The sequence below is a fragment of the Streptomyces sp. NBC_00503 genome (assembly GCF_036346895.1).
Classification (GTDB): domain Bacteria; phylum Actinomycetota; class Actinomycetes; order Streptomycetales; family Streptomycetaceae; genus Streptomyces.
Genome location: NZ_CP107855.1, coordinates 2023647 through 2044866 on the forward strand (window position 1 = coordinate 2023647; position 21220 = coordinate 2044866).

Annotated in this window: 18 protein-coding genes; 10 read left to right on the plus strand and 8 right to left on the minus strand. The window is 71.5% G+C overall.

Annotated features, from left to right (window positions below; all coding sequences use genetic code 11):
- Positions 1 to 172: 172 nt before the first annotated feature.
- The gene (locus OG490_RS09435; protein WP_330295825.1) at positions 173 to 430 is read left to right on the plus strand and encodes a DUF6343 family protein; all 258 of its coding nucleotides are present in this window, start codon (positions 173 to 175) and stop codon (positions 428 to 430) included.
- 19 nt (positions 431 to 449) lie between these two features.
- On the opposite strand, the gene OG490_RS09440 is transcribed toward OG490_RS09435, so the two are convergent.
- From OG490_RS09440 to rpsA, 4 genes are all read right to left on the minus strand, one after another.
- Positions 450 to 839, minus strand: coding sequence for a tetratricopeptide repeat protein (locus OG490_RS09440; RefSeq protein ID WP_330295826.1), 390 nt, complete (start codon positions 837 to 839; stop codon positions 450 to 452).
- Between the two features lie 70 nt (positions 840 to 909).
- Positions 910 to 1542, minus strand: coding sequence for a dephospho-CoA kinase (gene coaE / locus OG490_RS09445; protein ID WP_330295827.1), 633 nt, complete (start codon positions 1540 to 1542; stop codon positions 910 to 912).
- A gap of 91 nt (positions 1543 to 1633) precedes the next feature.
- On the minus strand, positions 1634 to 2572 hold the full coding sequence (locus OG490_RS09450) for a PAC2 family protein (RefSeq protein ID WP_330295828.1): 939 nt from the start codon (positions 2570 to 2572) through the stop codon (positions 1634 to 1636).
- A gap of 234 nt (positions 2573 to 2806) precedes the next feature.
- Positions 2807 to 4324 carry a 30S ribosomal protein S1 gene (rpsA, locus tag OG490_RS09455; RefSeq protein WP_243338283.1) on the minus strand — a complete coding sequence of 506 codons (1518 nt, stop codon included), beginning with the start codon at positions 4322 to 4324 and terminating at the stop codon, positions 2807 to 2809.
- Positions 4325 to 4693: 369 nt separating this feature from the next.
- Here rpsA and OG490_RS09460 point away from each other — a divergent pair, with 369 nt between their 5' ends.
- Together OG490_RS09460 and OG490_RS09465 are read left to right on the plus strand one after the other, a co-directional pair.
- Entirely contained in the window at positions 4694 to 5542 is an 849-nt protein-coding gene (locus OG490_RS09460) for a class I SAM-dependent methyltransferase (RefSeq protein WP_330295829.1), read from the plus strand.
- Positions 5543 to 5546: 4 nt separating this feature from the next.
- The gene (locus OG490_RS09465; RefSeq protein ID WP_330295830.1) at positions 5547 to 8267 is read left to right on the plus strand and encodes an ATP-dependent RNA helicase; all 2721 of its coding nucleotides are present in this window, start codon (positions 5547 to 5549) and stop codon (positions 8265 to 8267) included.
- On the opposite strand, the gene OG490_RS09470 is transcribed toward OG490_RS09465, so the two are convergent.
- The 3 genes from OG490_RS09470 to OG490_RS09480 all read right to left on the minus strand — a co-directional run bounded on the left by OG490_RS09470 (position 8264) and on the right by OG490_RS09480 (position 10722).
- Positions 8264 to 9235, minus strand: a complete 972-nt coding sequence (locus OG490_RS09470) for a DUF3068 domain-containing protein (RefSeq protein WP_330295831.1) — start codon at positions 9233 to 9235, stop codon at positions 8264 to 8266. The genes OG490_RS09465 and OG490_RS09470 overlap by 4 nt on opposite strands.
- 14 nt (positions 9236 to 9249) lie before the next feature.
- Entirely contained in the window at positions 9250 to 9390 is a 141-nt protein-coding gene (locus tag OG490_RS09475; RefSeq protein ID WP_327307299.1) for an SPW_0924 family protein, read from the minus strand.
- Positions 9391 to 9507: 117 nt separating this feature from the next.
- Positions 9508 to 10722 carry a lytic transglycosylase domain-containing protein gene (locus OG490_RS09480; protein ID WP_330295832.1) on the minus strand — a complete coding sequence of 405 codons (1215 nt, stop codon included), beginning with the start codon at positions 10720 to 10722 and terminating at the stop codon, positions 9508 to 9510.
- A gap of 238 nt (positions 10723 to 10960) precedes the next feature.
- On the opposite strand from OG490_RS09480, the gene OG490_RS09485 reads away from it, so the two are divergent.
- The gene (locus OG490_RS09485; RefSeq protein ID WP_330295833.1) at positions 10961 to 11842 is read left to right on the plus strand and encodes a DUF4184 family protein; all 882 of its coding nucleotides are present in this window, start codon (positions 10961 to 10963) and stop codon (positions 11840 to 11842) included.
- A 38-nt stretch (positions 11843 to 11880) separates the two neighbouring features.
- On the opposite strand, the gene polA is transcribed toward OG490_RS09485, so the two are convergent.
- On the minus strand, positions 11881 to 14601 hold the full coding sequence (gene polA / locus OG490_RS09490) for a DNA polymerase I (protein ID WP_330295834.1): 2721 nt from the start codon (positions 14599 to 14601) through the stop codon (positions 11881 to 11883).
- A 123-nt stretch (positions 14602 to 14724) separates the two neighbouring features.
- Between polA and OG490_RS09495 the strand changes: the two genes are divergently transcribed.
- The 6 genes from OG490_RS09495 to OG490_RS09520 all read left to right on the plus strand — a co-directional run bounded on the left by OG490_RS09495 (position 14725) and on the right by OG490_RS09520 (position 21217).
- On the plus strand, positions 14725 to 16995 hold the full coding sequence (locus OG490_RS09495; protein ID WP_330295835.1) for an FdhF/YdeP family oxidoreductase: 2271 nt from the start codon (positions 14725 to 14727) through the stop codon (positions 16993 to 16995).
- Between the two features lie 55 nt (positions 16996 to 17050).
- Positions 17051 to 17527: a PaaI family thioesterase gene (locus OG490_RS09500; protein WP_330295836.1), complete on the plus strand. Its 477-nt coding sequence runs from the start codon at positions 17051 to 17053 to the stop codon at positions 17525 to 17527.
- A gap of 38 nt (positions 17528 to 17565) precedes the next feature.
- Positions 17566 to 17979, plus strand: a complete 414-nt coding sequence (locus OG490_RS09505; RefSeq protein WP_330295837.1) for a hypothetical protein — start codon at positions 17566 to 17568, stop codon at positions 17977 to 17979.
- Complete coding sequence (locus OG490_RS09510) at positions 17976 to 18614, plus strand: Tat pathway signal sequence domain protein (protein WP_330295838.1); 639 nt, start codon at positions 17976 to 17978, stop codon at positions 18612 to 18614. Before OG490_RS09505 ends, OG490_RS09510 begins: the two co-directional genes overlap by 4 nt.
- A 300-nt stretch (positions 18615 to 18914) precedes the next feature.
- Positions 18915 to 20147 (plus strand): branched-chain amino acid ABC transporter substrate-binding protein, encoded by a 1233-nt coding sequence (locus OG490_RS09515; RefSeq protein WP_330295839.1) that lies wholly within the window; start codon positions 18915 to 18917, stop codon positions 20145 to 20147.
- A gap of 140 nt (positions 20148 to 20287) precedes the next feature.
- Positions 20288 to 21217, plus strand: a complete 930-nt coding sequence (locus tag OG490_RS09520) for a branched-chain amino acid ABC transporter permease (RefSeq protein ID WP_330295840.1) — start codon at positions 20288 to 20290, stop codon at positions 21215 to 21217.
- Positions 21218 to 21220 lie beyond the last annotated feature (3 nt).

Genomic DNA, 21220 nt, shown 5'->3' on the forward strand with positions numbered 1-21220 from the left:
GTTCCCTCCCCCCTCGCGATCGGATCAGACGAATCCCGTCTGCCGTCGAGTCTAGGTGCGGGCACTGACAATGCGGCTGAGCTGCGCGTTTGCCGACCCGGTCCTCAAACGCCGGACGGGCTGAAAAGAGCCCCGGGCTGGGCAGTGGGACCATGGAGGTGAGGCGATGGTCATGCGAAGCGGAAACGAGCCGGTGACCGCGCGCAGTCCGCTGCGGTTGCGGTTGTGGCTGAGCGTGTGGGGGATGATCTGGTCCGCCGCCGGGGCCGCGGTGTTCTCGCTCGCCGACCGGCCCGGGTGGGCGGCCGTCTGCGCGGGCGTCACCGTACTCGCCGCCGTGGATCTGGCCGTGGTGCTCCACCACATCCACCAGGGCCCGCACTACCAGCCGGGCCCGGAGATCCCCCCGTACGAGCCCCCGAGACGGTAGCCCCTACGGCGACGGTGGGCTATTCGTCGAAGCGGGCAGCAGCCAGGTAGTCCGGCTGCGGGTCGAGGGCCGCCGCCAGCCGGAAGTGCTTGCGGGCCTGCTCCGGCCGGCCCGCGCGCTCGTGGGTGCGGGCCAGCGCGAAGTGGGCGAAGGCGTTGTCCGGCTCCCGCTCCAGCACCAGCTCGAATTCCAGCGCCGCCGGACGCAGCTGGGCCGCCGCGAAGAAGGCGCGGGCGCGCAGCAGCCGGGCCGCCGTGTTCTCCGGGTGGGCGGCTATGACCGAGTCGAGCAGTTTCACCGCGCCACGCGGGTCCCGGGCGGCGAGCAGCTGCTCGGCGGCCCGGTAGTCGATGACGTGCGTCTCGGGCGACGGAGACGGCGACGGGAGTTGCGGCGTGGTGTCGGACACGGTCTGTTCCTTCCCTCTACAGGCGCGTTCAACGCCCCCCGCCCCGCCCGCTATTCCGCGGGTGCCCTCTTCATGCGCCGACGCCGGAGCCCGGCACCGCCGCCGCCCGTGCGGTGAGTTCCTCCCACACCTTGCGCACCTGCGGCTCCAGCGCCTGAAGCGGCCCGTCGTTGTCGATGACGAGCGTGGCCACGGCCAGTCGCTGTTCCCGCGTGGCCTGCGCGGCCATCCGGGCCCGTGCCTCCTCCTCGGCCATCCCGCGCAGTGCGGTCAGCCGGGCCAGCTGGGTGTCGGGCGCCGCGTCCACCACCACGACCAGGTCGTACAGCGGCGCGAGCCCGTTCTCCGCGAGCAGCGGTACGTCGTGCACCACGATCGCGTCCGGTCCCGCGGCCACGGCGGCCGCTTCCAGCTCGGCGGACCGGGCCCCGACCAGGGGGTGCACGATCCCGTTGAGGACCTGAAGTTTCGCCGGGTCGGCGAAGACGATGGATCCCAGCTTCGGCCGGTCCAGCGCCCCGTCCACGCCCAGCACGGACTCCCCGAAGGCCGCGACGACGGCCTCGAGCCCCGGTGTGCCCGGCTCGACGACCTCCCGCGCGATCCGGTCGGCGTCCACCACGACCGCCCCGTACCCCGCCAGCAGTCGCGAGACCTCGCTCTTGCCGGCGCCGATTCCGCCTGTCAGACCAACTTTCAACATGCCCGGCAGACTAACCCCCGCGCCCTGGACCTCGTACAGCCCCCGGGGCGCGACCAGCCGGCGTCAGGCCAAGGCCGCCGGCCGGCGGCCGTCAGCCCTCGCCCTCGCGCTCCGCCAGGAAGCGCTCGAACTCGCGCCCGATCTCGTCCGCCGAGGGGATCTCCGCGGGCTCCGCGATCATGTTGCCGCGGGTTTCGGCTCCGGCCGCCGCGTCGTACTGGTGCTCCAGCCCCTGCACCAGGCTGACCAGCTCCTCGTCGCCCTCCCGGATCTGCCGGTCGATCTCCGTCTGGGTGCGGTGGGCCTCGGTGCGCAGGCCGTGCGCGACCGCCGGCAGGACCAGTCCGGTCGCGGCCGTGATCGCCTCCAGGGCCGTCAGCGCGGCGTCCGGATACGGGGAGCGCGCCACGTAGTGCGGTACGTGGGCGGCCACGCCCAGTACGTCGTGTCCCCACTGGCCGAGGCGGAACTCCACCAGCGACTCCGCGCTGCCCGGTACCTGCGCCTCGTCGAAGGGGCTGCGGTGGCCCGGCATGAGGTCGGTCCGGTTGCCGTGCGGGGTGATCCCGACGGGCCGGGTGTGCGGAACGCCCATGGGGATGCCGTGGAAGTTCACGGAGAGCCGCACGCCCAGGCGCTCGACGATCTGGCGGACGGCGACGGCGAAGCGCTCCCACTCCACGTCCGGCTCGGGGCCGGACAGCAGCAGGAACGGCGCACCCGTGGCGTCCTGGACGAGGCGCACCTCCAGGAGGGGCTCCTCGAAGTCGGTCCAGTGGTCGCGCTGGAAGGTCAGCAGCGGGCGGCGCGCCCGGTAGTCGACCAGGCGGTCCGCGTCGAAACGGGCCACGACCTGGTGGGGCAGCGTGTCGAGCAGCCGCTCGACGATCTGCTCGCCCGTCTCACCGGCGTCGATGTACCCCTCGAAGTGGTAGAGCATGACCAGCCCGGCCGAGTCCTGGGCAAGCGCCAGGTCGGCCACCGCCAGGCCCTTGGCGTCCCATTCGTACAAACCCTGTGGATCAAGCACCGTCACCACTCCTCCTCGCCGCGTTCTCTGCCAAGAACGTCCAAGGGACCGTCACCATTCCCCAGTTGGCCGTATTCGCGGGAACTCGCGCGGAACCGTCGGGTTCCCGCGTGCTCTCCTACGGCCTTCCGTGCCGGGCCCGTACAACGCGGTGAGGCCCGCCCCCCGAAGGGGACGGGCCTCACCGTTGAACATCAACTCAGCTCAGCTCACGCTGAGGCTGCGCTGCTGCGATCAGCTCTGGCCGCCGGCCAGCTTCTCGCGGAGCGCGGCCAGGGCCTCGTCCGACGCCAGGGCGCCAGAGGTCTCGTCCGCACCCTCGGAGGAGTACGAACCACCCGAGATGCCCGCACCGGCGCTGCTGCTGCTGCCCGCGGCCGGAGCGGCCGCACCCTCGGCAGCGGCGGCCTCGTCGGCCTCGCGGCTCTTGATGACCTGGGCCTGGTGCTGCTCGAAGCGCGTCTGCGCCTCGGCGTACTGGCCCTCCCAGGCTTCGCGCTGCTTGTCGAAGCCCTCGAGCCAGTCGTTGGTCTCGGGGTCGAAGCCCTCGGGGTAGATGTAGTTGCCCGCGTCGTCGTACGAGGCAGCCATACCGTAGAGGGTCGGGTCGAACTCGACCGAGGCCGGGTCGGCACCGAAGGACTCGTTGGCCTGCTTCAGGGACAGCGAGATCCGGCGACGCTCGAGGTCGATGTCGATGACCTTGACGAAGATCTCGTCGTTGACCTGGACGACCTGCTCCGGGATCTCCACGTGGCGCTCGGCCAGCTCGGAGATGTGGACCAGACCCTCGATGCCCTCGTCCACGCGGACGAACGCACCGAACGGAACCAGCTTGGTGACCTTACCCGGGACGACCTGACCGATCTGGTGCGTCCGGGCGAACTGCTGCCACGGGTCTTCCTGCGTCGCCTTCAGCGACAGGGAGACACGCTCGCGGTCCATGTCGACGTCGAGGACCTCGACGGTGACTTCCTGGCCGACCTCGACAACCTCGGACGGGTGGTCGATGTGCTTCCAGGACAGCTCGGAGACGTGGACGAGACCGTCGACGCCACCCAGGTCCACGAAGGCACCGAAGTTGACGATCGAGGAAACGACGCCGGAGCGGACCTGACCCTTCTGCAGGGTGGTGAGGAACGTCTGGCGAACCTCGGACTGGGTCTGCTCGAGCCAGGCACGGCGGGACAGGACCACGTTGTTGCGGTTCTTGTCCAGCTCGATGATCTTCGCCTCGAGCTCCTTGCCCACGTAGGGCTGGAGGTCGCGAACGCGACGCATCTCGACGAGGGAAGCCGGAAGGAAGCCACGGAGGCCGATGTCGAGGATGAGACCACCCTTGACGACCTCGATGACGGTACCGGTGACGATGCCGTCTTCTTCCTTGATCTTCTCGATCGTGCCCCAGGCGCGCTCGTACTGCGCACGCTTCTTGGACAGGATCAGACGGCCTTCCTTGTCCTCCTTCTGGAGAACAAGAGCCTCGATCTCGTCGCCGACCTTGACGACCTCGTTCGGGTCGACATCGTGCTTGATCGAGAGCTCGCGGCTCGGGATGACGCCCTCGGTCTTGTAACCGATGTCGAGGAGAACCTCGTCACGGTCGACCTTCACGATGACGCCGTCGACGATGTCGCCGTCGTTGAAGTACTTGATCGTCTCGTCGATCGCGGCGAGGAACGCTGCCTCGTCACCGATGTCGTTGACCGCAACCTGCGGGGTGGTGGCGGTGGTCTCGGTGCTGCTCGTCATGTGGGTAAGGGCTCCGGTTACGGACAGAAAGTCGTAGGTACTGCTACGCCGGGAGCCCTTATCGGCATCTGCCGAAGAAGCCGGACAGCCAAGGAAGCCCCAGTTCCGCGAAACGCGGGGTGGGGGCCTCGAAAACCGAGGGGTCATCAACAGATACAAGCGCAGCCTGCTAGGTCTGAGGAGCACAGGCTCGCAGCGCAACTTGTAGCATACGGGGGCAGCCGGACAGGGTCAATGCGCGAAGGCGCACACCCCGGGCGGATCGCCGCATTACCGGCACAATTCGTGGGCAGGCGGGCGCCGATGGCCCCTCCAGCCCACTTTTCGCAGACATTCGCCAGACATTCGCAGACTACGACGACGGGCCCCATGAACCAAGAGGACTACGCCCCCGAAGAAGCGTACGAAGCCGGAACGGACGCCGGGGACGACGCCGAGGCCACCCGCCGTGACGCGGGGGAAGCGGAGAGCAGCCGGGCCAGCCGGGGCTGGTGGGACCGCAACGCCGACGAGTACCAGAGCGAGCACGGCGCCTTCCTCGGCGACGACCGCTTCGTCTGGGGTCCCGAGGGCCTGGACGAGGCCGAGGCCGCCCTCCTGGGCCCCGCCGCCGCCCTCAAGGGCAAGGACGTCCTGGAAATCGGCGCCGGCGCCGCCCAGTGCTCGCGCTGGCTGGCCGCCCAGGGCGCCCGGCCCGTCGCCCTGGACCTCTCCCACCGCCAGCTCCAGCACGCCCTGCGCATCGGCGACGACGTCCCCCTCGTCGAGGCCGACGCCGGAAGGCTCCCCTTCCGCGACGGCTCCTTCGACCTCGCCTGCTCCGCGTACGGGGCCGTCCCCTTCGTCGCCGACCCCGTGAACGTCATGCGCGAGGTGCGCCGCGTCCTGCGCCCCGGCGGCCGATGGGTCTTCTCCGTCACCCACCCCATCCGCTGGGCCTTCCCCGACGAGCCCGGCCCCGAGGGCCTCTCCGTCGCCGCCTCCTACTTCGACCGGACCCCCTACGTCGAACAGGACGAGGAGGGCGCCGCCGTATATGTGGAGCACCACCGCACCCTCGGCGACCGGGTACGGGACGTGGTCGCGGGCGGCTTCCGCCTGATCGACCTGGTCGAGCCGGAGTGGCCCGCCTGGAACAGCCAGGAGTGGGGCGGCTGGTCCCCGCTGCGCGGCAACCTGATCCCCGGTACGGCGATCTTCGTCTGCGAGCGAGACTGAGCGCATGACGCGCCCGCCCACGCCTACGCCCCGCACGGCCGACCTCGACTCCCTTCCCGTACGGGAAGCGGTGCCCGAGCTCGTCGCCGCGCTGGACGCCCACGGCACCGCCGTCCTGTGCGCCCCGCCCGGCACCGGCAAGACCACGCTGGTGCCCCTGGTGCTGGCGGGGCTCGTGGGGGACGGCCCCCGCCGCCGGGTCGTGGTCGCCGAGCCCCGCCGGATCGCGGCCCGCGCCGCGGCCCGGCGGATGGCCTGGCTGCTGGGCGAGCAGGTCGGCGCCTCGGTGGGCTTCACGGTGCGCGGCGAACGGGTGGCCGGCCCGCACACGGTGGTCGAGGTCGTGACCACCGGCGTCCTGCTCCAGCGCCTCCAGCGGGACCAGGAACTGACCGGCGTCGACCTGGTGGTCCTGGACGAGTGCCACGAGCGGCACCTGGACGCCGACACCGTCGCCGCCTTCCTCCTGGACGTACGCGAAACCCTGCGCCCGGAGCTACGGCTCCTCGCGGCCTCGGCGACCACCGACGCGGCCGGATGGTCAAGGGTGCTGGGCGGCGCCCCCGTGGTGGAGGCCGCGGGCATCTCGTACCCGGTGGAGACGGTGTGGGCCCCGCCCACCCGGCCGGTGCGGCCGCCGCACGGGATGCGCGTGGACCCGGCTCAGCTGGCGCACGTGGCCTCGGTGGTGCGGCGGGCGCTGGCGGAACGTTCCGGCGACGTCCTGTGCTTCCTCCCAGGAGTCGGCGAGATCGCCCGGGTCGCAGGGCAGCTCGCCGGAGCCGATGCGGAGATCCTCCAGATCCACGGCCGCGCCCCCGCCGCCGTCCAGGACGCGGCCCTGTCCCCGGCCGGCCACCGCCGGATCATCCTGTCCACCGCCGTCGCGGAATCCAGCCTGACCGTGCCCGGCGTACGGATCGTCGTGGACTCGGGACTCGCCCGCGAACCCCGGGTGGACCACGCGCGGGGCCTGGGCGCGCTGGCGACCGTACGGGCCTCCCGCGCGGCCGGACGCCAGCGCGCCGGCCGCGCCGGGCGCGAGGCCCCGGGCACGGTGTACCGCTGCTGGGCCGAAGCCGAGGACGGCCGCCTCCCCTCCTTCCCCTCCCCCGAGATCCGGATCGCGGACCTGGCGCAGTTCGCCCTCCAGGCCGCCTGCTGGGGCGACCCCGACGCGACCGGACTGGCGCTGCTCGACCCGCCGCCGGCCGGAGCGATGGCTGCGGCCCGGGAGGTGCTCCTCGCGGTGGGCGCGGTGACCCCGGCGGGCCGGCCGACCCCGCGCGGGCTGCGGATGGCCCGCCTGGGCCTGCACCCGCGCCTCGCCCGCGCCCTGCTGGACGGATCCGCCGCGCTGGGCCCCCGGCGGGCGGCGGAACTGGTGGCCCTGCTGAGCGAGGAGCCGCCGCGGGAGTACGGGGACGATCTGGCCGCCGCCCGGCGCCGGGCCCTGGCGGGCGGCGACCCGTACGCGTCGCGCTGGCGCGCGGAGGCTCGCCGCCTGGAGCGGGCCGCGACCGAACGGGACCCTGCGGGGCTCTCCCCCGCCCCGCCCCTTCCCGATTCCCGGGGCTCCGCCCCGGACCCCGCGCCTCAAGCGCCGGCGAGGCTGGATATTGCCGCTGCGCGGCAATATCCAGCCCGCCCGGCGTTTGAGGGCACGGGCGCGCAGCGCACGTCCGGGGCCCGGGGCGGAGCCCCGGTTTCGGGAAGGGGCGGGGTGGGGGAAAGCAACCTCCCCGACGACGCCGCCGCCGGGCTGGTCGCAGCCCTGGCGTTCCCGGAGCGGGTGGCGAAGGCCAAGGGGCAAGGAGCCTTCCTCATGGCCAACGGCACGGCGGCCGAGCTCGGCGAAGGGTCGGGGCTGCGCAGCGCACCCTGGCTGGCCGTGGCCGTCGCCGACAGGCCACCGCACTCCGCGTCCGCCCGCGTCCGGCTGGGAGCCGTCCTCGACGAGGACACCGCCCGGGCGGCCGCCGACCACCTGTTCCTCGCGGGCGAGGAGGTGCACTGGGAGGACGGAGACCTCGTAGCCCGCTCCGTGGAACGCCTCGGCGCGATCGAGCTCGCCGCCCGGCCCCTGCGCGACCCCGACCGGGCCCTGGTCAGGGCCGCCCTGCTCGAAGGCCTCCGCTCCGAGGGCCTCGGCCTGCTCCGCTGGACCCCGGACTCGCAAGCGCTCCGGGCCCGGCTCGGCTTCCTGCACCGCACCCTCGGCGGCGCCTGGCCCGACGTGTCCGACGACTCCGCCCTGCTGGAGCGGGCCGACGACTGGCTGGAACCCGAGCTGTCGCGGGCCCGCCGCCGCTCCGACCTCGGCCGGATCGAAGCCGGGCAGGCGCTGAACCGGCTGCTGCCCTGGGCGACCGGCGAGGCCTCCCGGCTCGACGAGCTGGCTCCGGAGCGGATCGAGGTGCCCAGCGGCTCCCGGATCCGCGTCGACTACGCCTCCGAGCACGGGCAGCCCGTACTCGCCGTGAAGCTCCAGGAGCTGTTCGGACTGGCCGAGACCCCCCGGATCGCGGGGGTGCCCGTACTCGTCCACCTGCTGTCCCCCGCCGGCCGGCCGGCCGCCGTCACCGCCGACCTCGCGTCCTTCTGGCAGGGCGGCTACCGCGCCGTCCGCGCCGAGCTGCGCGGACGCTACCCCAAGCACCCGTGGCCGGAGGACCCGGCGACCGCCGAGCCCACCCGGCACACGAACGCCCGGCTGAAACGCTAGGCGACCGGGTCCTCCTCGGGCCGCCGGCCGCGCGCCTCCAGCCACAGCGCGAGCCCGAACAGCACCAGCCCGGCGGCCGCCAGGCCGATCGGGGCGTACGTGTGCAGCGCGAGCACCTTGGTCCGGTTCGACTTGACCAGGGCGACGGTGGCGTCGCTGTAGTCCTCGCGGATCTTCACGTCCCCGGCGAAGACGGTCAGCTTGCCGTCGGGCGCACTGCCCGCGATGCTGCCGCCGCGCATCTCCTGCTGGATCTGCTGCTCGGCGTTGACGGGCGCGCCGGTCACCGGGTCGACCCAGAACATCGCCTTGACCGTGTACCACATGCTGGTTCCCGTGGCCTGCTCGAAGGTCGCCGGGTCGATGCCCTCGATCGGCATCTTCTTGGGCAGCGTGACCTTCGTCCAGGGGACGGTCTGCTCGTAGTAGTAGACGTCCATGCCCTTGAACTTGCGCGGTCCGACGTAGTGGATGGGCGAGGAGGTACGGGTCTGCGCGTCGAAGTACAGGTAGTCGCGCGGCTCGGTGAAGAAGGGCCACTTGAACTCGATGCCCTCGCGCTTGACCGGGTCGCCGTCCACCATCTCGCCGGTGGCGTGCACCGGGTCCTGGGAGTGGGCGTCGAAGATGTAGCGCTCGGGTATCTGCGAGACCATCTTCCCGTCCGGGCCCATGATGTAGCTCAGCGTGTCCCAGACCACCACGTCCTTGCCGGCGCTGGCCTCGATCTCCTTGGACGCCTCGACGTTGCCCTTCAGGGTCTGGACGATGGTGACCTTGTCGACCTTCTTCGGCTGCAGGGTGGCGTAGTCGACGAGGGTCGCGTCCTTCGCCTCCAGCACCATCTCCTGGTACTGGTTCGGCGGGATCTTCGCGAGCCTGGGGTACGCGTACCAGCGCAGCAGCGGTGAGAGAGCTGCCAGGAACACGGCTACGGCTAGCAGGACGAGGCTTGCTCTGCGTCGCATGGCCGGGCCCTCCTCTACTTTCCGGGCGCGGCGGGCGCGGTGGTGAGCAGGGGCTTCGGTGAGGTCTTGCCTTCCGGCGCCCCCGTCGCCGTGATGGCGAAGACGAGGAGCGCCGCGAGGACGAGACCGCTGGCGGCGGCGACGATTGCGCGCATGCCGGGGCCTCCGGAATCTGATTGGTCGTCAGGGCGGTGGCACCGTAGCAATGCGGGTGACAGATGAGAACCGTTTGCGCCACCGATCGGGCGGCGCACTTCGACGGCCCCTGCGGGTCAGGGGGTTGCCGTGGGCTTCGGGGTCGCTGCGGACGGCGTGGGGGTGGGCGACGGGGTGGGCGTGGGCTTCGGCGTCGGCTTCGGGGACGGGGACGGGGTGGCCGAAGGCGAAGGGGTCGCCGTGGGAGTCGGGGTGGGCGTGGGCGACGGAGTGGGGGTCGGCTCCGGGGTGGGCGAGGGGCTGGGCGTGGGAGTGGGACTCGGCTCCGGGGTGGGCGTAGGAGTCGGGCTCGGCGTAGGAGTCGGCGTAGGAGTCGGGCTCGGCGTGGGCGTGGGGGTGGGCACGGGCGTGGGGCTGGGCGTAGGTGCAGGCGTCGGCTTGGGCGTCGGCTTGGGCGTCGGCTTCGGAGACGTCCCCGCCGGAGTGCCGCCGCCAACGCCGCCGCCGCTGTCCGGGACCTCGTGCGTCCCCTTCAGGTAGTACGTGAACCACGAGCGCACCGTCCGCAGGTACGCGTCGGACTGGTTGTACGACAGCACCGCCCGGTCGAGGTCCGCGTCCACCCGCAGGTCGCGGGTGCCGGCGCACAGGTAGCGCCCTGCGGCGAGCGCGGCGTCGTACACGTTGCCGGGGTCGCGCTTGCCGTCGCCGTTGCCGTCCTGGCCCCACGCGGCCCAGGTGGACGGGATGAACTGCATCGGCCCGACCGCCCGGTCGTACCGGGCATCGCCGTCGTAGGCCCCGCCGTCGGTGTCGGAGATGTTCGCGAAGCCGTTGCCGTCGAGCACGGGCCCCAGGATCGGCCGCAGCGTCGTACCGGCGGCATCGACCTGGCCGCCGCGCGCCTGCCCGGACTCGACCTTGCCGATCGCCGCGAGGAGCTGCCAGCGCAGCCCGCACCGCGGGTCGCTCGCGCCGACCGCCTGCTCCGCGCGCCGGTACGCGGCGAGCACGGTGGCCGGTATCCCCTGCTCGCCCGGCCCCCCGCCCATGGCCACGGGCTGGTTGCCCGTGGCTGGTCCGGGGGTCGGCGGCGCGGGCGGCACGGGCGCGTCCTCGGCCAGCAGTACGGCCGGCGGCTCGGGGCTCACGAGCGGCGGGAGGGCGGTGAACCAGGAGCCGTCCCCGGCGGATCCGTCGGCCCCGGGACCGGCCTGCGGTCCGGGCTCCGCGGCCGTCTCCTCGCGGGGGCCCGCTTCCGGCCCCTGGGAGGCGGTCATCACGGCGGCCACGAGAGCGGAGACGAGGACGGCGGCCGCGCCGCGCACCACCCGTCCGATCCGGGCACCCGCCCCCGCCGGCTTCCGTACCGATGCCCGTACCGTTGCCCGTGCCGGTATCCGTATCCGAACGCCCATGAGCCGGACCCCCTACCCCTAGAAGTGCGCGTGACCCTACGTCAACTCCCTGCGCAGGGCACGCATCGCGGTCCGGAATTCACGACTTCCCCACGAGTCGGGCAGGTCACCCATACTGAGCGCACTGTTCGAACAGCCCCGACGAGGTGTCATGCCGTTCACTCTCAGCCACGCGGCCGCGGTACTTCCGGCCATCCGCCGGACCGGTCGCGCCCGGGGGCCGCTCGTCGCCTCGGCGCTGGTCCTCGGTTCGTTCGCGCCCGACACCTTCTACTTCGCGGACGCGGTGGTCTCGGGGCTCACGCGGTACGGCGGGTTCACGCACTCGCTCGTCGGCACGGTGACGGCCGACGCCGTGCTGACGGCCGCCTTCGCCGCCTGCTGGCTGCTCCTGCGCGAGCCCCTGATCGCTCTCCTGCCCCGCTCCTGGCGGGGCCGCGCCCACGCCCTCCTGCGGGGTGAGGACTGGCGCGGCCGTGAACTGCCCTCGCTGGCGCTCTGGTTCTACCTCTCGGCGGTGGCCGGCTCCCTCACCCACGTGGTGTGGGACAGCTTCACGCACCCGGGCCGGTGGGGTACTGACGCACTGCCCGGCCTCGTCGCCGTGCGCGCCTTCGGCCTGCCCCTCTACTCGTACCTCCAGTACGGGACTTCGGCGATCGCCGCCTGCACCCTGGTCTGGTTCACGGTGACGGCCCTGCGCCGGCTGCCGCGCTCCCCCGCGCCGCCGTCCGTACCCGTACTCGGGCGGGCGGAGGCCTGGGGAGCGGTCCTGCTGATCACGGTGTGCGTGGCGGCCGGGGTCACCCTGCGCGTGCTTCGCTTCTTCACCTTCTACGACCGCATCCGCACCCCGCTCGACATCATCCCGACCGTCTGCTTCGGCGCGGGCGCCGGCCTGGCCGTGGCCCTGCTGCTGTACGGGATCCTCGTGCGGCTGCGCCACCGCGGCGGCCGGCGCCCGGCGAACGGGAACGGGGACCTGCACGAGGGCAGCCACGAGGAAACGCGGACGCCCGTCCCCCTTCCGTAGAGAGGGGACGGGCGTCGCGGGACGGGCCGGTACGCGGATCAGTGCGCGGCGGACTCCCAGTCGGGGCCGACGCCCACGGACACGTCCAGCGGGGCGCGGAGGTCGACGGCGGCGGCCATCTCGCGGCGCACCAGCTCCTCCACCCGCTCGCGCTCGCCCGGGGCGATCTCCAGCACGATTTCGTCGTGGACCTGGAGCAGCATCCGCGACTTCAGCCCGGCTTCGACGATGGCCTTGTCCACGCGGAGCATCGCGACCTTGACGATGTCGGCGGCGGTGCCCTGGATCGGCGCGTTCAGCGCCATCCGCTCGGCGGCCTCGCGGCGCAGCCGGTTGTCGCTGTTGAGGTCGGGCAGGTAGCGGCGGCGGCCGAAGACCGTGGCCGTGTACCCGGTGGCGCGGGCCTCCTCGACGACACGGCCCAGGTAGTCCCGGACCCCGCCGAACCGCTCGAAGAAGGTGTCCATCAGGCCGCGGGCTTCGCCGGGCTCGATGTTCAGCTGCTGGGCGAGGCCGAACGCTGAGAGCCCGTAGGCCAGACCGTAGGACATGGCCTTGATCTTGCGCCGCATCTCGGCGTCGACCTCGGACCGCTCCACGCCGAACACCTGGGAGGCGACGGTGGTGTGCAGGTCCTCGCCGGTGGAGAACGCCTCGATGAGGCCCTCGTCCTCCGAGAGGTGGGCCATGACGCGCAGCTCGATCTGGCTGTAGTCGGCGGTCATGAGGGATTCGAAGCCCTCGCCGACGACGAACCCGCGGCGGATCGCGCGGCCCTCGTCGGTGCGCACCGGCACGTTCTGCAGGTTGGGGTCGGTCGAGGACAGGCGTCCGGTCGCGGCCACGGTCTGGCTGAAGCTGGTGTGCACCCGGCCGTCGGCGGCGACCGTCTTGACCAGGCCCTCCACGGTGACGCGCAGCTTGGCCTGCTCCCGGTGGCGAAGCATGATCACCGGGAGTTCGTGGTCGGTCTGCGTGGCCAGCCAGGCCAGCGCGTCCGCGTCCGTGGTGTAGCCGGTCTTGGTCTTCTTCGTCTTCGGCAGGTCCAGCTCGCCGAAGAAGACCTCCTGGAGCTGCTTGGGCGAGCCGAGGTTGAACTCGTGGCCCACCGCGGCGTGCGCCTCCTTCACCGCCTGCTGCACGGCTGCGGCGAACTGCTGCTCCATGGCTTCGAGGTGCGCCTGGTCGGCGGCGATGCCGGCCCGCTCCATCCGGGCCAGCAGCTCGGACGTCGGCAGCTCCATGTCGTGGAGCAGCTCGGCGGCGCCCACCTCGGGCAGTTTGACGGCGAAGGCGTCGCCGAGGTCCAGGACGGCACGGGCCTGCGCCATCAGGGCTTCGGCCTCGGCGGTGTCGTCGGCGCCGAAGGCGAGCTGCCCGTCGGCGGCGGCGGGCGCCAGCTCCCGGTGCAGGTACTCCATGGACAGCACGTCCAGGGCGAAGGAGCGGCGGCCCGGCTTGACCAGGTAGGCGGCGAGCGCGGTGTCCATGGCGACCCCGGCCAGCGTCCAGCCCTGCTCCGGGAAGACCCGCATCAGGGCCTTGGCGTTGTGCACCACCTTCGGCCTGGCCGGGTCGGCGGCCCAGGCCGCGAAGGCCTGCTCGTCGGCCTCGTCCAGCGCGGAGGGCTCGAACCAGGCGGCAGCGCCGCCGGCCGAGGCCAGCGCGATCTCGGAGACGCCTCCGGTGCCCAGCGCCCAGCTGTCCACGGTGGAGACGCCCAGCGGGCCGGCCGCGTGGCTCGCCAGCCAGGGCGCGAGCTCGCCGGCGCCCAGTACGGAGGCGTCCAGCTCCACGGCGGCCACCGGGGCAGGGGCCTCTTCCTCGGCCGCGCCGGGGTCCACGGCGAGCAGCCGCTCGCGCAGCGAGGCGTTGCGGATCTCCAGCACGTCCAGGACGGTGGTGACGGCGGTGCGGTCGTAGGGCGCGCGGGCCAGGTCGGCGGGGGTCTTGGGCAGGGCGACGTCCTTGACCATCTCGGTCAGGACGCGGTTGAGCTTCACGGCCTCCAGGTGGTCCCGGAAGTTCTGCCCGGCCTTGCCCTTGACCTCCTCGGCGCGCTCGACGAGCTCCTTGAACGACCCGAACTGGGTGATCCACTTGGCGGCGGTCTTCTCGCCGACGCCCGGGATGCCGGGGAGGTTGTCGGAGGGGTCTCCGCGCAGCGCTGCGAAGTCCGGGTACTGCTGGGGGGTGAGGCCGTACTTCTCCTCCACCTTCTCCGGGGTGAAGCGGGTCAGCTCGGAGACGCCCTTGGTCGGGTAGAGCACGGTGGTGTGCTCGGAGACCAGTTGGAAGGAGTCCCGGTCACCGGTGACGATGAGGACGTCGAAGCCGAGGGCCTCGGCCTGCGTGGCCAGCGTCGCGATCACGTCGTCGGCCTCGAAGCCGTCGACCGCGAACCGCGGCACGCTCATCGCGTCGAGGAGCTCGCCGATCAGCTCGACCTGCCCCTTGAACTCGTCGGGGGTCTTGGAGCGGTTCGCCTTGTACTCGGGGAACTCCGCCGAGCGCCACGTCTTGCGGGAGACGTCGAACGCCACCGCGAAGTGCGTGGGCGCCTCGTCGCGCAGCGTGTTCGCCAGCATCGAGGCGAACCCGTAGATGGCGTTGGTCGGCTGCCCCGTCGCAGTGGTGAAATTCTCCGCGGGCAGCGCGAAGAACGCCCGGTACGCCAGGGAGTGCCCGTCCATGAGCATCAGGCGGGGGCGGTCCGCTGCGGTCGGCTGGTCGGTCTTCTTCGATGCTGAATCTGCCACGCCCCCGATCCTAGGTCCCCCCTCCGACAATTCCGGCTTCGGCGATGTCCGCGGGCCATGACAGGATCGGAAGCGAGTCGAAATCGCGTGGCACCGTCGCCACGCTGCTCGAAGGGGAGCGACATGGCCACCAAGCCGCCCGCAGGGGATCCCGTACAGGACGCACCGCAGGTGACGCCCCCCAAGCACGCGGCCGCGGGCCTGCCCGCCATCGGGCACACGCTGAAGATCGCGCAGCAGCAGATGGGGCTGGCGCGCACCGCCCGCACCCTCCTCAAGGTCAACCAGAAGAACGGCTTCGACTGCCCCGGCTGCGCCTGGCCGGAGGGAGACAAGCGGCACACCGCCGAATTCTGCGAGAACGGCGCCAAGGCCGTCGCCGAGGAAGCCACGCTGCGCCGGGTCACCCCCGAGTTCTTCGCCGCGCACCCGCTGGCCGACCTGGCCGGGCGCTCCGGCTACTGGCTGGGCCAGCAGGGCCGCATCACCCACCCCATGCTGCTCGAAGAGGGCGGCGACCGGTACGAGCCGGTCTCCTGGGAGCGGGCCTTCACGGTCGTCGCGGAGGAACTGCGCGCCCTGGACTCCCCCGACGAGGCCCTCTTCTACACCTCGGGCCGCACCAGCAACGAAGCGGCGTTCCTCTTCCAGCTGTTCGTCCGCGAGTTCGGCACCAACAACCTCCCCGACTGCTCGAACATGTGCCACGAGTCCTCGGGCTCCGCACTGAACGAGACGATCGGCATCGGCAAGGGCAGCGTCTCCCTGGAGGACCTCCACCAGGCCGACCTGATCATCGTCGCCGGACAGAACCCGGGCACCAACCACCCCCGCATGCTCTCCGCGCTGGAACAGGCCAAGTCCGCCGGCGCGAAGATCATCTCGGTGAATCCGCTGCCCGAGGCCGGCATGGAGCGCTTCAAGAACCCGCAGACCCCCCTCGGCATGCTCAAGGGCACCGCCCTGAACGACCTGTTCCTCCAGATCCGCATCGGCGGCGACCAGGCCCTCTTCCGCCTCCTGAACAAGCTGGTCATCGAGGCGGGCGGCGCCACCGACGAGGCGTTCATCCGCGAGCACACCCACGGGTACGAGGAGTTCGCGGCCGCCGCCGCGGACACCGACTGGGACGAGACCCTCACCGCCACCGGCCTGACCCGGCCCGACATCGAGCGCGCCCTGGCCATGATCCTGGCCTCCGAGCGCACCATCGTCTGCTGGGCCATGGGCCTCACCCAGCACAAGCACTCCGTCGCCACCATCCGCGAGGTCGTCAACCTGCTGCTGCTGCGCGGCAACATCGGCCGCCCCGGCGCCGGCGTCTGCCCCGTCCGCGGCCACTCCAACGTGCAGGGCGACCGCACCATGGGGATCTTCGAACGCCCCGCGCCCGCCTTCCTCGACGCCCTCGACAAGGAATTCGGCATCACCTCGCCCCGCGAACACGGCTTCGACGTGGTCCGCTCCATCCAGGCCCTGCGCGACGGCGAGGCCAAGGTCCTCTTCGCCATGGGCGGCAACTTCGTCGGCGCCACCCCCGACACCGAGGTCACCGAGGCCGCGATCCGCCGCGCCTCCCTGACCGTGCACGTGTCCACCAAGCTCAACCGCTCCCACGCGGTCACCGGCCGGCGCGCCCTGATCCTGCCCACCCTCGGCCGCACCGACAAGGACGTCCAGGCGTCCGGCAAGCAGTTCGTGACCGTCGAGGACTCCATGGGCATGGTCCACTCCTCGCGCGGCAACCTCGCCCCCGCCTCCCCGCACCTGCTCTCCGAGCCCGCGATCGTGGCCCGCCTGGCCCGCGCCGTCCTCGGCGCCGCCTCCCGCACCCCCTGGGAGGACTTCGAGCGGGACTACGGCACCGTCCGCGACCGGATCTCCCGCGTCGTCCCCGGCTTCGAGGACTTCAACGCCCGCGTCGCCCGCCCCGGCGGCTTCCAGCTCCCGCACGCCCCGCGCGACGAGCGCCGCTTCCCCACCAAGACCGGCAAGGCCAACTTCACCGCCGCCCCCGTGGAGTACCCGCGCGTCCCGGCGGGCCGGCTGCTCCTGCAGACCCTGCGCAGCCACGACCAGTACAACACCACCATCTACGGGCTCGACGACCGCTACCGCGGCATCACCGGCGGCCGCCGCGTCGTCATGGTCAACCCCCTCGACGCGGCGGAGCTCGGGCTCGCCGACGGCTCCTACACCGACCTCGTCAGCGAATGGCGCGACGGCGTGGAGCGGCGTGCCCCGGGCTTCCGCGTCGTCCACTACCCCACCGCCCGCGGCTGCGCCGCCGCCTACTACCCCGAGACCAACGTGCTGGTGCCCCTCGACTCCACCGCGGACACCAGCAACACCCCCGCGAGCAAGTCCGTCGTCGTGCGCTTCGAAACGGCCTGATAGAACGATCCGAGGACAAGATGGTTAACGATCGTTTTCGAACGGAGTCACCCCCATGGGCGAGCAGCACGCGGTGAAATTCCCGCAAGAGGTCATCGACGAGTACGCGGCCCTGGGCATCGACCTGCCCTCGCTGTTCTCCGCGGGCGACCTCGGCAAGCGGATGGACATCCGGATCCTGGAGGCCTCCGCCGACCGTGTCGTCGCCACGATGCCGGTCGAGGGCAACACCCAGCCCTACGGACTCCTCCACGGCGGCGCCTCCGCCGTGCTCGCCGAGACCCTCGGCTCGGTCGGCGCGATGATGCACGGCGGCAGCACCAAGGTCGCCGTCGGCGTCGACCTGAACTGCACCCACCACCGCGGCGCCCGCTCCGGCCTGGTCACCGGCGTCGCCACCCCCGTCCACCGGGGCCGCTCCACCACCACCTACGAGGTGGTCATCACCGACGAGCAGGACCGCCGGATCTGCACCGCCCGCCTCACCTGCCTGCTGCGCGACCTCAACCCGCAACAGGACGGCAACAACTAGCCGTTGCCCTCGCAGCGGCGCCGGTCTAGCGTTCCCGCATGGGATCCGGACCGGCGCCGTGGCGCGCCGCGGCCACAGCGGCGACGACGGCACTGCTGGCCGCCGCGCTGCTCGGCTGCGCCGACCCCGACCCATCCGGCGCCCGGCCCGTGACCACTCCGGCGCCCGTCGCACCCCAGAAGCTCTGCACCGACCTGATCACCCACTGGACCGGCGTGATCCTGGAGGCCGGTGAAAACCCCGGCGAGAACGACGCCGGCCACCTCGACTACCAGTCCATGGGCCTGTCCGGCGGCCAGAACGACATCCTGCTCGCCGTCCTCGCCGACGCCCGCGCCGAACAGCGCGCCAAGGGCCCCGCCGCTGCCCGCGAGCTCACCGCCCGCGAGGCGCAGCGGCGCTGCGCCGAGCGCTACCGCTCCGGCACCCCGACCGGCGGCCCCTGGCAATGAGCGGCGGCATCGGCCCCATCGAGCCCGGAGAGGGCACCGAGGCCCACGAGAGCCCGCGCCCGGCTCCCCGTACGCCCCGCCCGCCGCGGTGGGCCCACAGGGCCTACGAGGGCCACCGGCGGGCCGTGCTGGTCGCCACGGCCCTGATCTGCGCGTCGGGCGTGGCCGCGGGCGGCGCCGCGCTGTACGCGGCCCGGCCGCGCCCGGCCCCGTACACGCCCCCGGCGCCCTCGCAGGTCTTCTCCCTGACCTACCTCGGTCCGGTGGATCCGGTGCCGGCCGGCAGCGCCTTCGCGTTCACCGTCCGTGTCCGTACCACCTCCGGGCCGCCGGTCACCCTGGAGCGGCTGAGCCAGTCCTCCGGGGGCCTGACGGCCGAGGTGGGCGGACCGCCACTTCCGGCCACGGTCGCGGCGGGCGAAGTCCTCGACCTCGTCGTGCGGATTCGGGTCACGGACTGCGTGCATGTGGCACGGAATTCCGGACTCCCATTCCTTGAGGTAACCCTGAGTAATAAATTCCAGAAGGAAGAGCACGGCTACATCCCCGGTGACCGTTATGCCAGGGACCTCTCCGTGGCTCTGACCAGGGCCTGTCCCGAAGGCCGAGACGCGGGCACCTCCTCGCCGTCATGACCAAAAGGGCTCAGAGTCCTGGCACGACAGGACCCAAACGGACTAACGGTCCTCACCAGTCTCACCATACGGACAAGACGAACCGGCCGGAATTCCCCCGTTCCACCCGCAGACATCCGCTATGTATTACGCCGTGGCATAACAAGAGCGTCACATCATTGGCCCAAGCCCTCCATAAGGTCCCAGGACCCGCTTAGAGTCACGGCCAGTCACCGCGACCACCGGATTTCCTTCAGTTCGGTTCCCCGCGTTCGACACGGTGCGTCCCAGGGGGGACGCAGTGCCAGGAAAGGACTGATCGTGCGTCAGCGTTCTCTCATTGCCGTGACCGCCGCGCTCGCCGCGGGCGCCCTCACTCTCACCGCCTGTGGCTCGCGTAACGACAAGGCCGGCTCCGACACCGGCGACGGCGGCAACACCACCGTCGTCATCGGCGTAGACGCCCCGCTGACCGGCGACCTCTCCGCCCTCGGCCTCGGCATCAAGAACTCCGCCGACCTCGCCGTCAAGCAGGCCAACGAGAAGAAGTACGTCAAGGGCGTCACCTTCAAGATCCAGGCCCTCGACGACCAGGCACAGGCCTCCTCCGGCCAGCAGAACGCCACCAAGCTCGTCGCCGACAAGGACGTCCTCGGTGTCGTCGGCCCGCTGAACTCCTCCGTCTCGGAGTCCATGCAGAAGGTCTTCGACGACGCCAAGCTCGTCCAGATCTCCCCGGCCAACACCAGCCCCTCCCTCACCCAGGGGCCGAAGTGGGCCACCGGCGAGAAGGTCCGCACCTACAAGAGCTACTTCCGCACCGCCACCACGGACGCCGTCCAGGGCCCGTTCGCGGCGCAGTACCTCTTCAACAAGGCGGGCAAGAAGAAGGTCTTCATCATTGATGACAAGAAGACCTACGGCGCAGGCCTCGCCGGCACCTTCAAGGGAGAATTCACCAAGCTCGGCGGCCAGGTCGTCGGCGAAGGCCACATCGACCCGGAGAGCAAGGACTTCTCCGCCGTCGTGACCCAGGTCAAGAGCTCCGGCGCCGACGTCGTCTACTACGGCGGCGAGTACCCCGCAGCCGGCCCGCTCAGCAAGCAGATCAAGGCCTCCGGCACCAACATCCCGCTCATCGGCGGCGACGGCATCTACGACAAGAAGTACGTCGAGCTCGCGGGTGAGGGCGCCGCCGGCGACCTCGCCACCTCGGTCGGCGCACCCGTCGAGAGCCTGCCCTCCGCCAAGGAGTTCGTGGCCAACTACACCAAGGCCGCGTACAAGGAGCCCTTCTCCGCCTACGGCGGCTACTCCTACGACTCCGCCTGGGCGATCATCGAGGCCGTCAAGGCCGCCGTCGACGCCAACAACGGCAAGCTCCCCGCCGACGCCCGCGCCAAGGTCCTCGCCGCCGTCCAGTCCGTCTCCTTCGACGGCGTGACCGGCAAGGTCTCCTTCGACGAGTTCGGTGACGCCACCAACAAGCAGCTCACCGTCTACAAGGTCGAGGGCAACGACTGGAAGTCCGTCGAGTCCGGCACCCTCGGCTAGCCGAACCGCCACCCCCACCGGTAGCCGGTAGTCCGCTCGAACGGCCGGCCACCGGAGCACCACCACACCTGCCGCGCGGGGCGCGCACAAAAAGCGCCCCGCGCGGTGTCACATCCGTCGAAAGACTCGGAGGACCTGCGGTGCACGAACTGCCGCAACAGCTGGTCAACGGCCTGCTACTGGGATCCATGTACGGGCTCGTCGCCATTGGCTACACCATGGTCTACGGCATCGTCCAGCTCATCAACTTCGCGCATGGCGAGATCTTCATGACCGGCGGGTTCGGGGCCCTCACCGTCTGGCTGATGCTCCCCGGGGGCACCACCATGTGGATAGCCCTCCCCCTCATGCTCATCGGCGCCGTCATCGTCGCCACCCTCATCGCCGTCGGCGCCGAACGCTTCGCGTACCGGCCCCTGCGCACCGCACCCCGCCTCGCCCCGCTCATCACCGCCATCGGCCTCTCCCTCGCCCTCCAGCAAGCGGTATGGGCCTGGTACCCCGACGCGAAGTCCTCCGTCGTCTTCCCCCAGATCCCCGGCGGCCCCTTCAACATCGGCAGCGTCACCATCCAGACCGGTGACGTCTTCCTCCTCCTCGCCGCCCCCGTATCCATGGCCTTCCTCGGCTTCTTCGTCAAGAAGACCCGCACCGGCCGCGGCATGCAGGCAACCTCGCAGGACCCCGACACCGCCAAGCTCATGGGCATCAACACCGACCGCATCATCACGGTCGCCTTCGCCCTCGGAGCAGTCTTCGCCGCCGTCGGAGCCGTCGCCTACGGCCTCAAATACGGCGAAGTCAACTTCAAGATGGGCTTCCTGCTCGGCCTCAAGGCCTTCACCGCAGCAGTCCTCGGCGGCATCGGCAACATCTACGGCGCCATGATCGGTGGCCTCGTCCTCGGCCTCGCCGAAACCCTCACCACCGCCTACGTCGCCGACATCCCCGGCTTCCAGCAGCTCGGCGGACAGTCCTGGGGCAACACCTGGGCGTTCGTCCTCCTCATCCTCGTACTCCTCTTCCGGCCACAAGGCCTGCTGGGCGAGCGCGTCGCGGACAGGGCGTGAGAA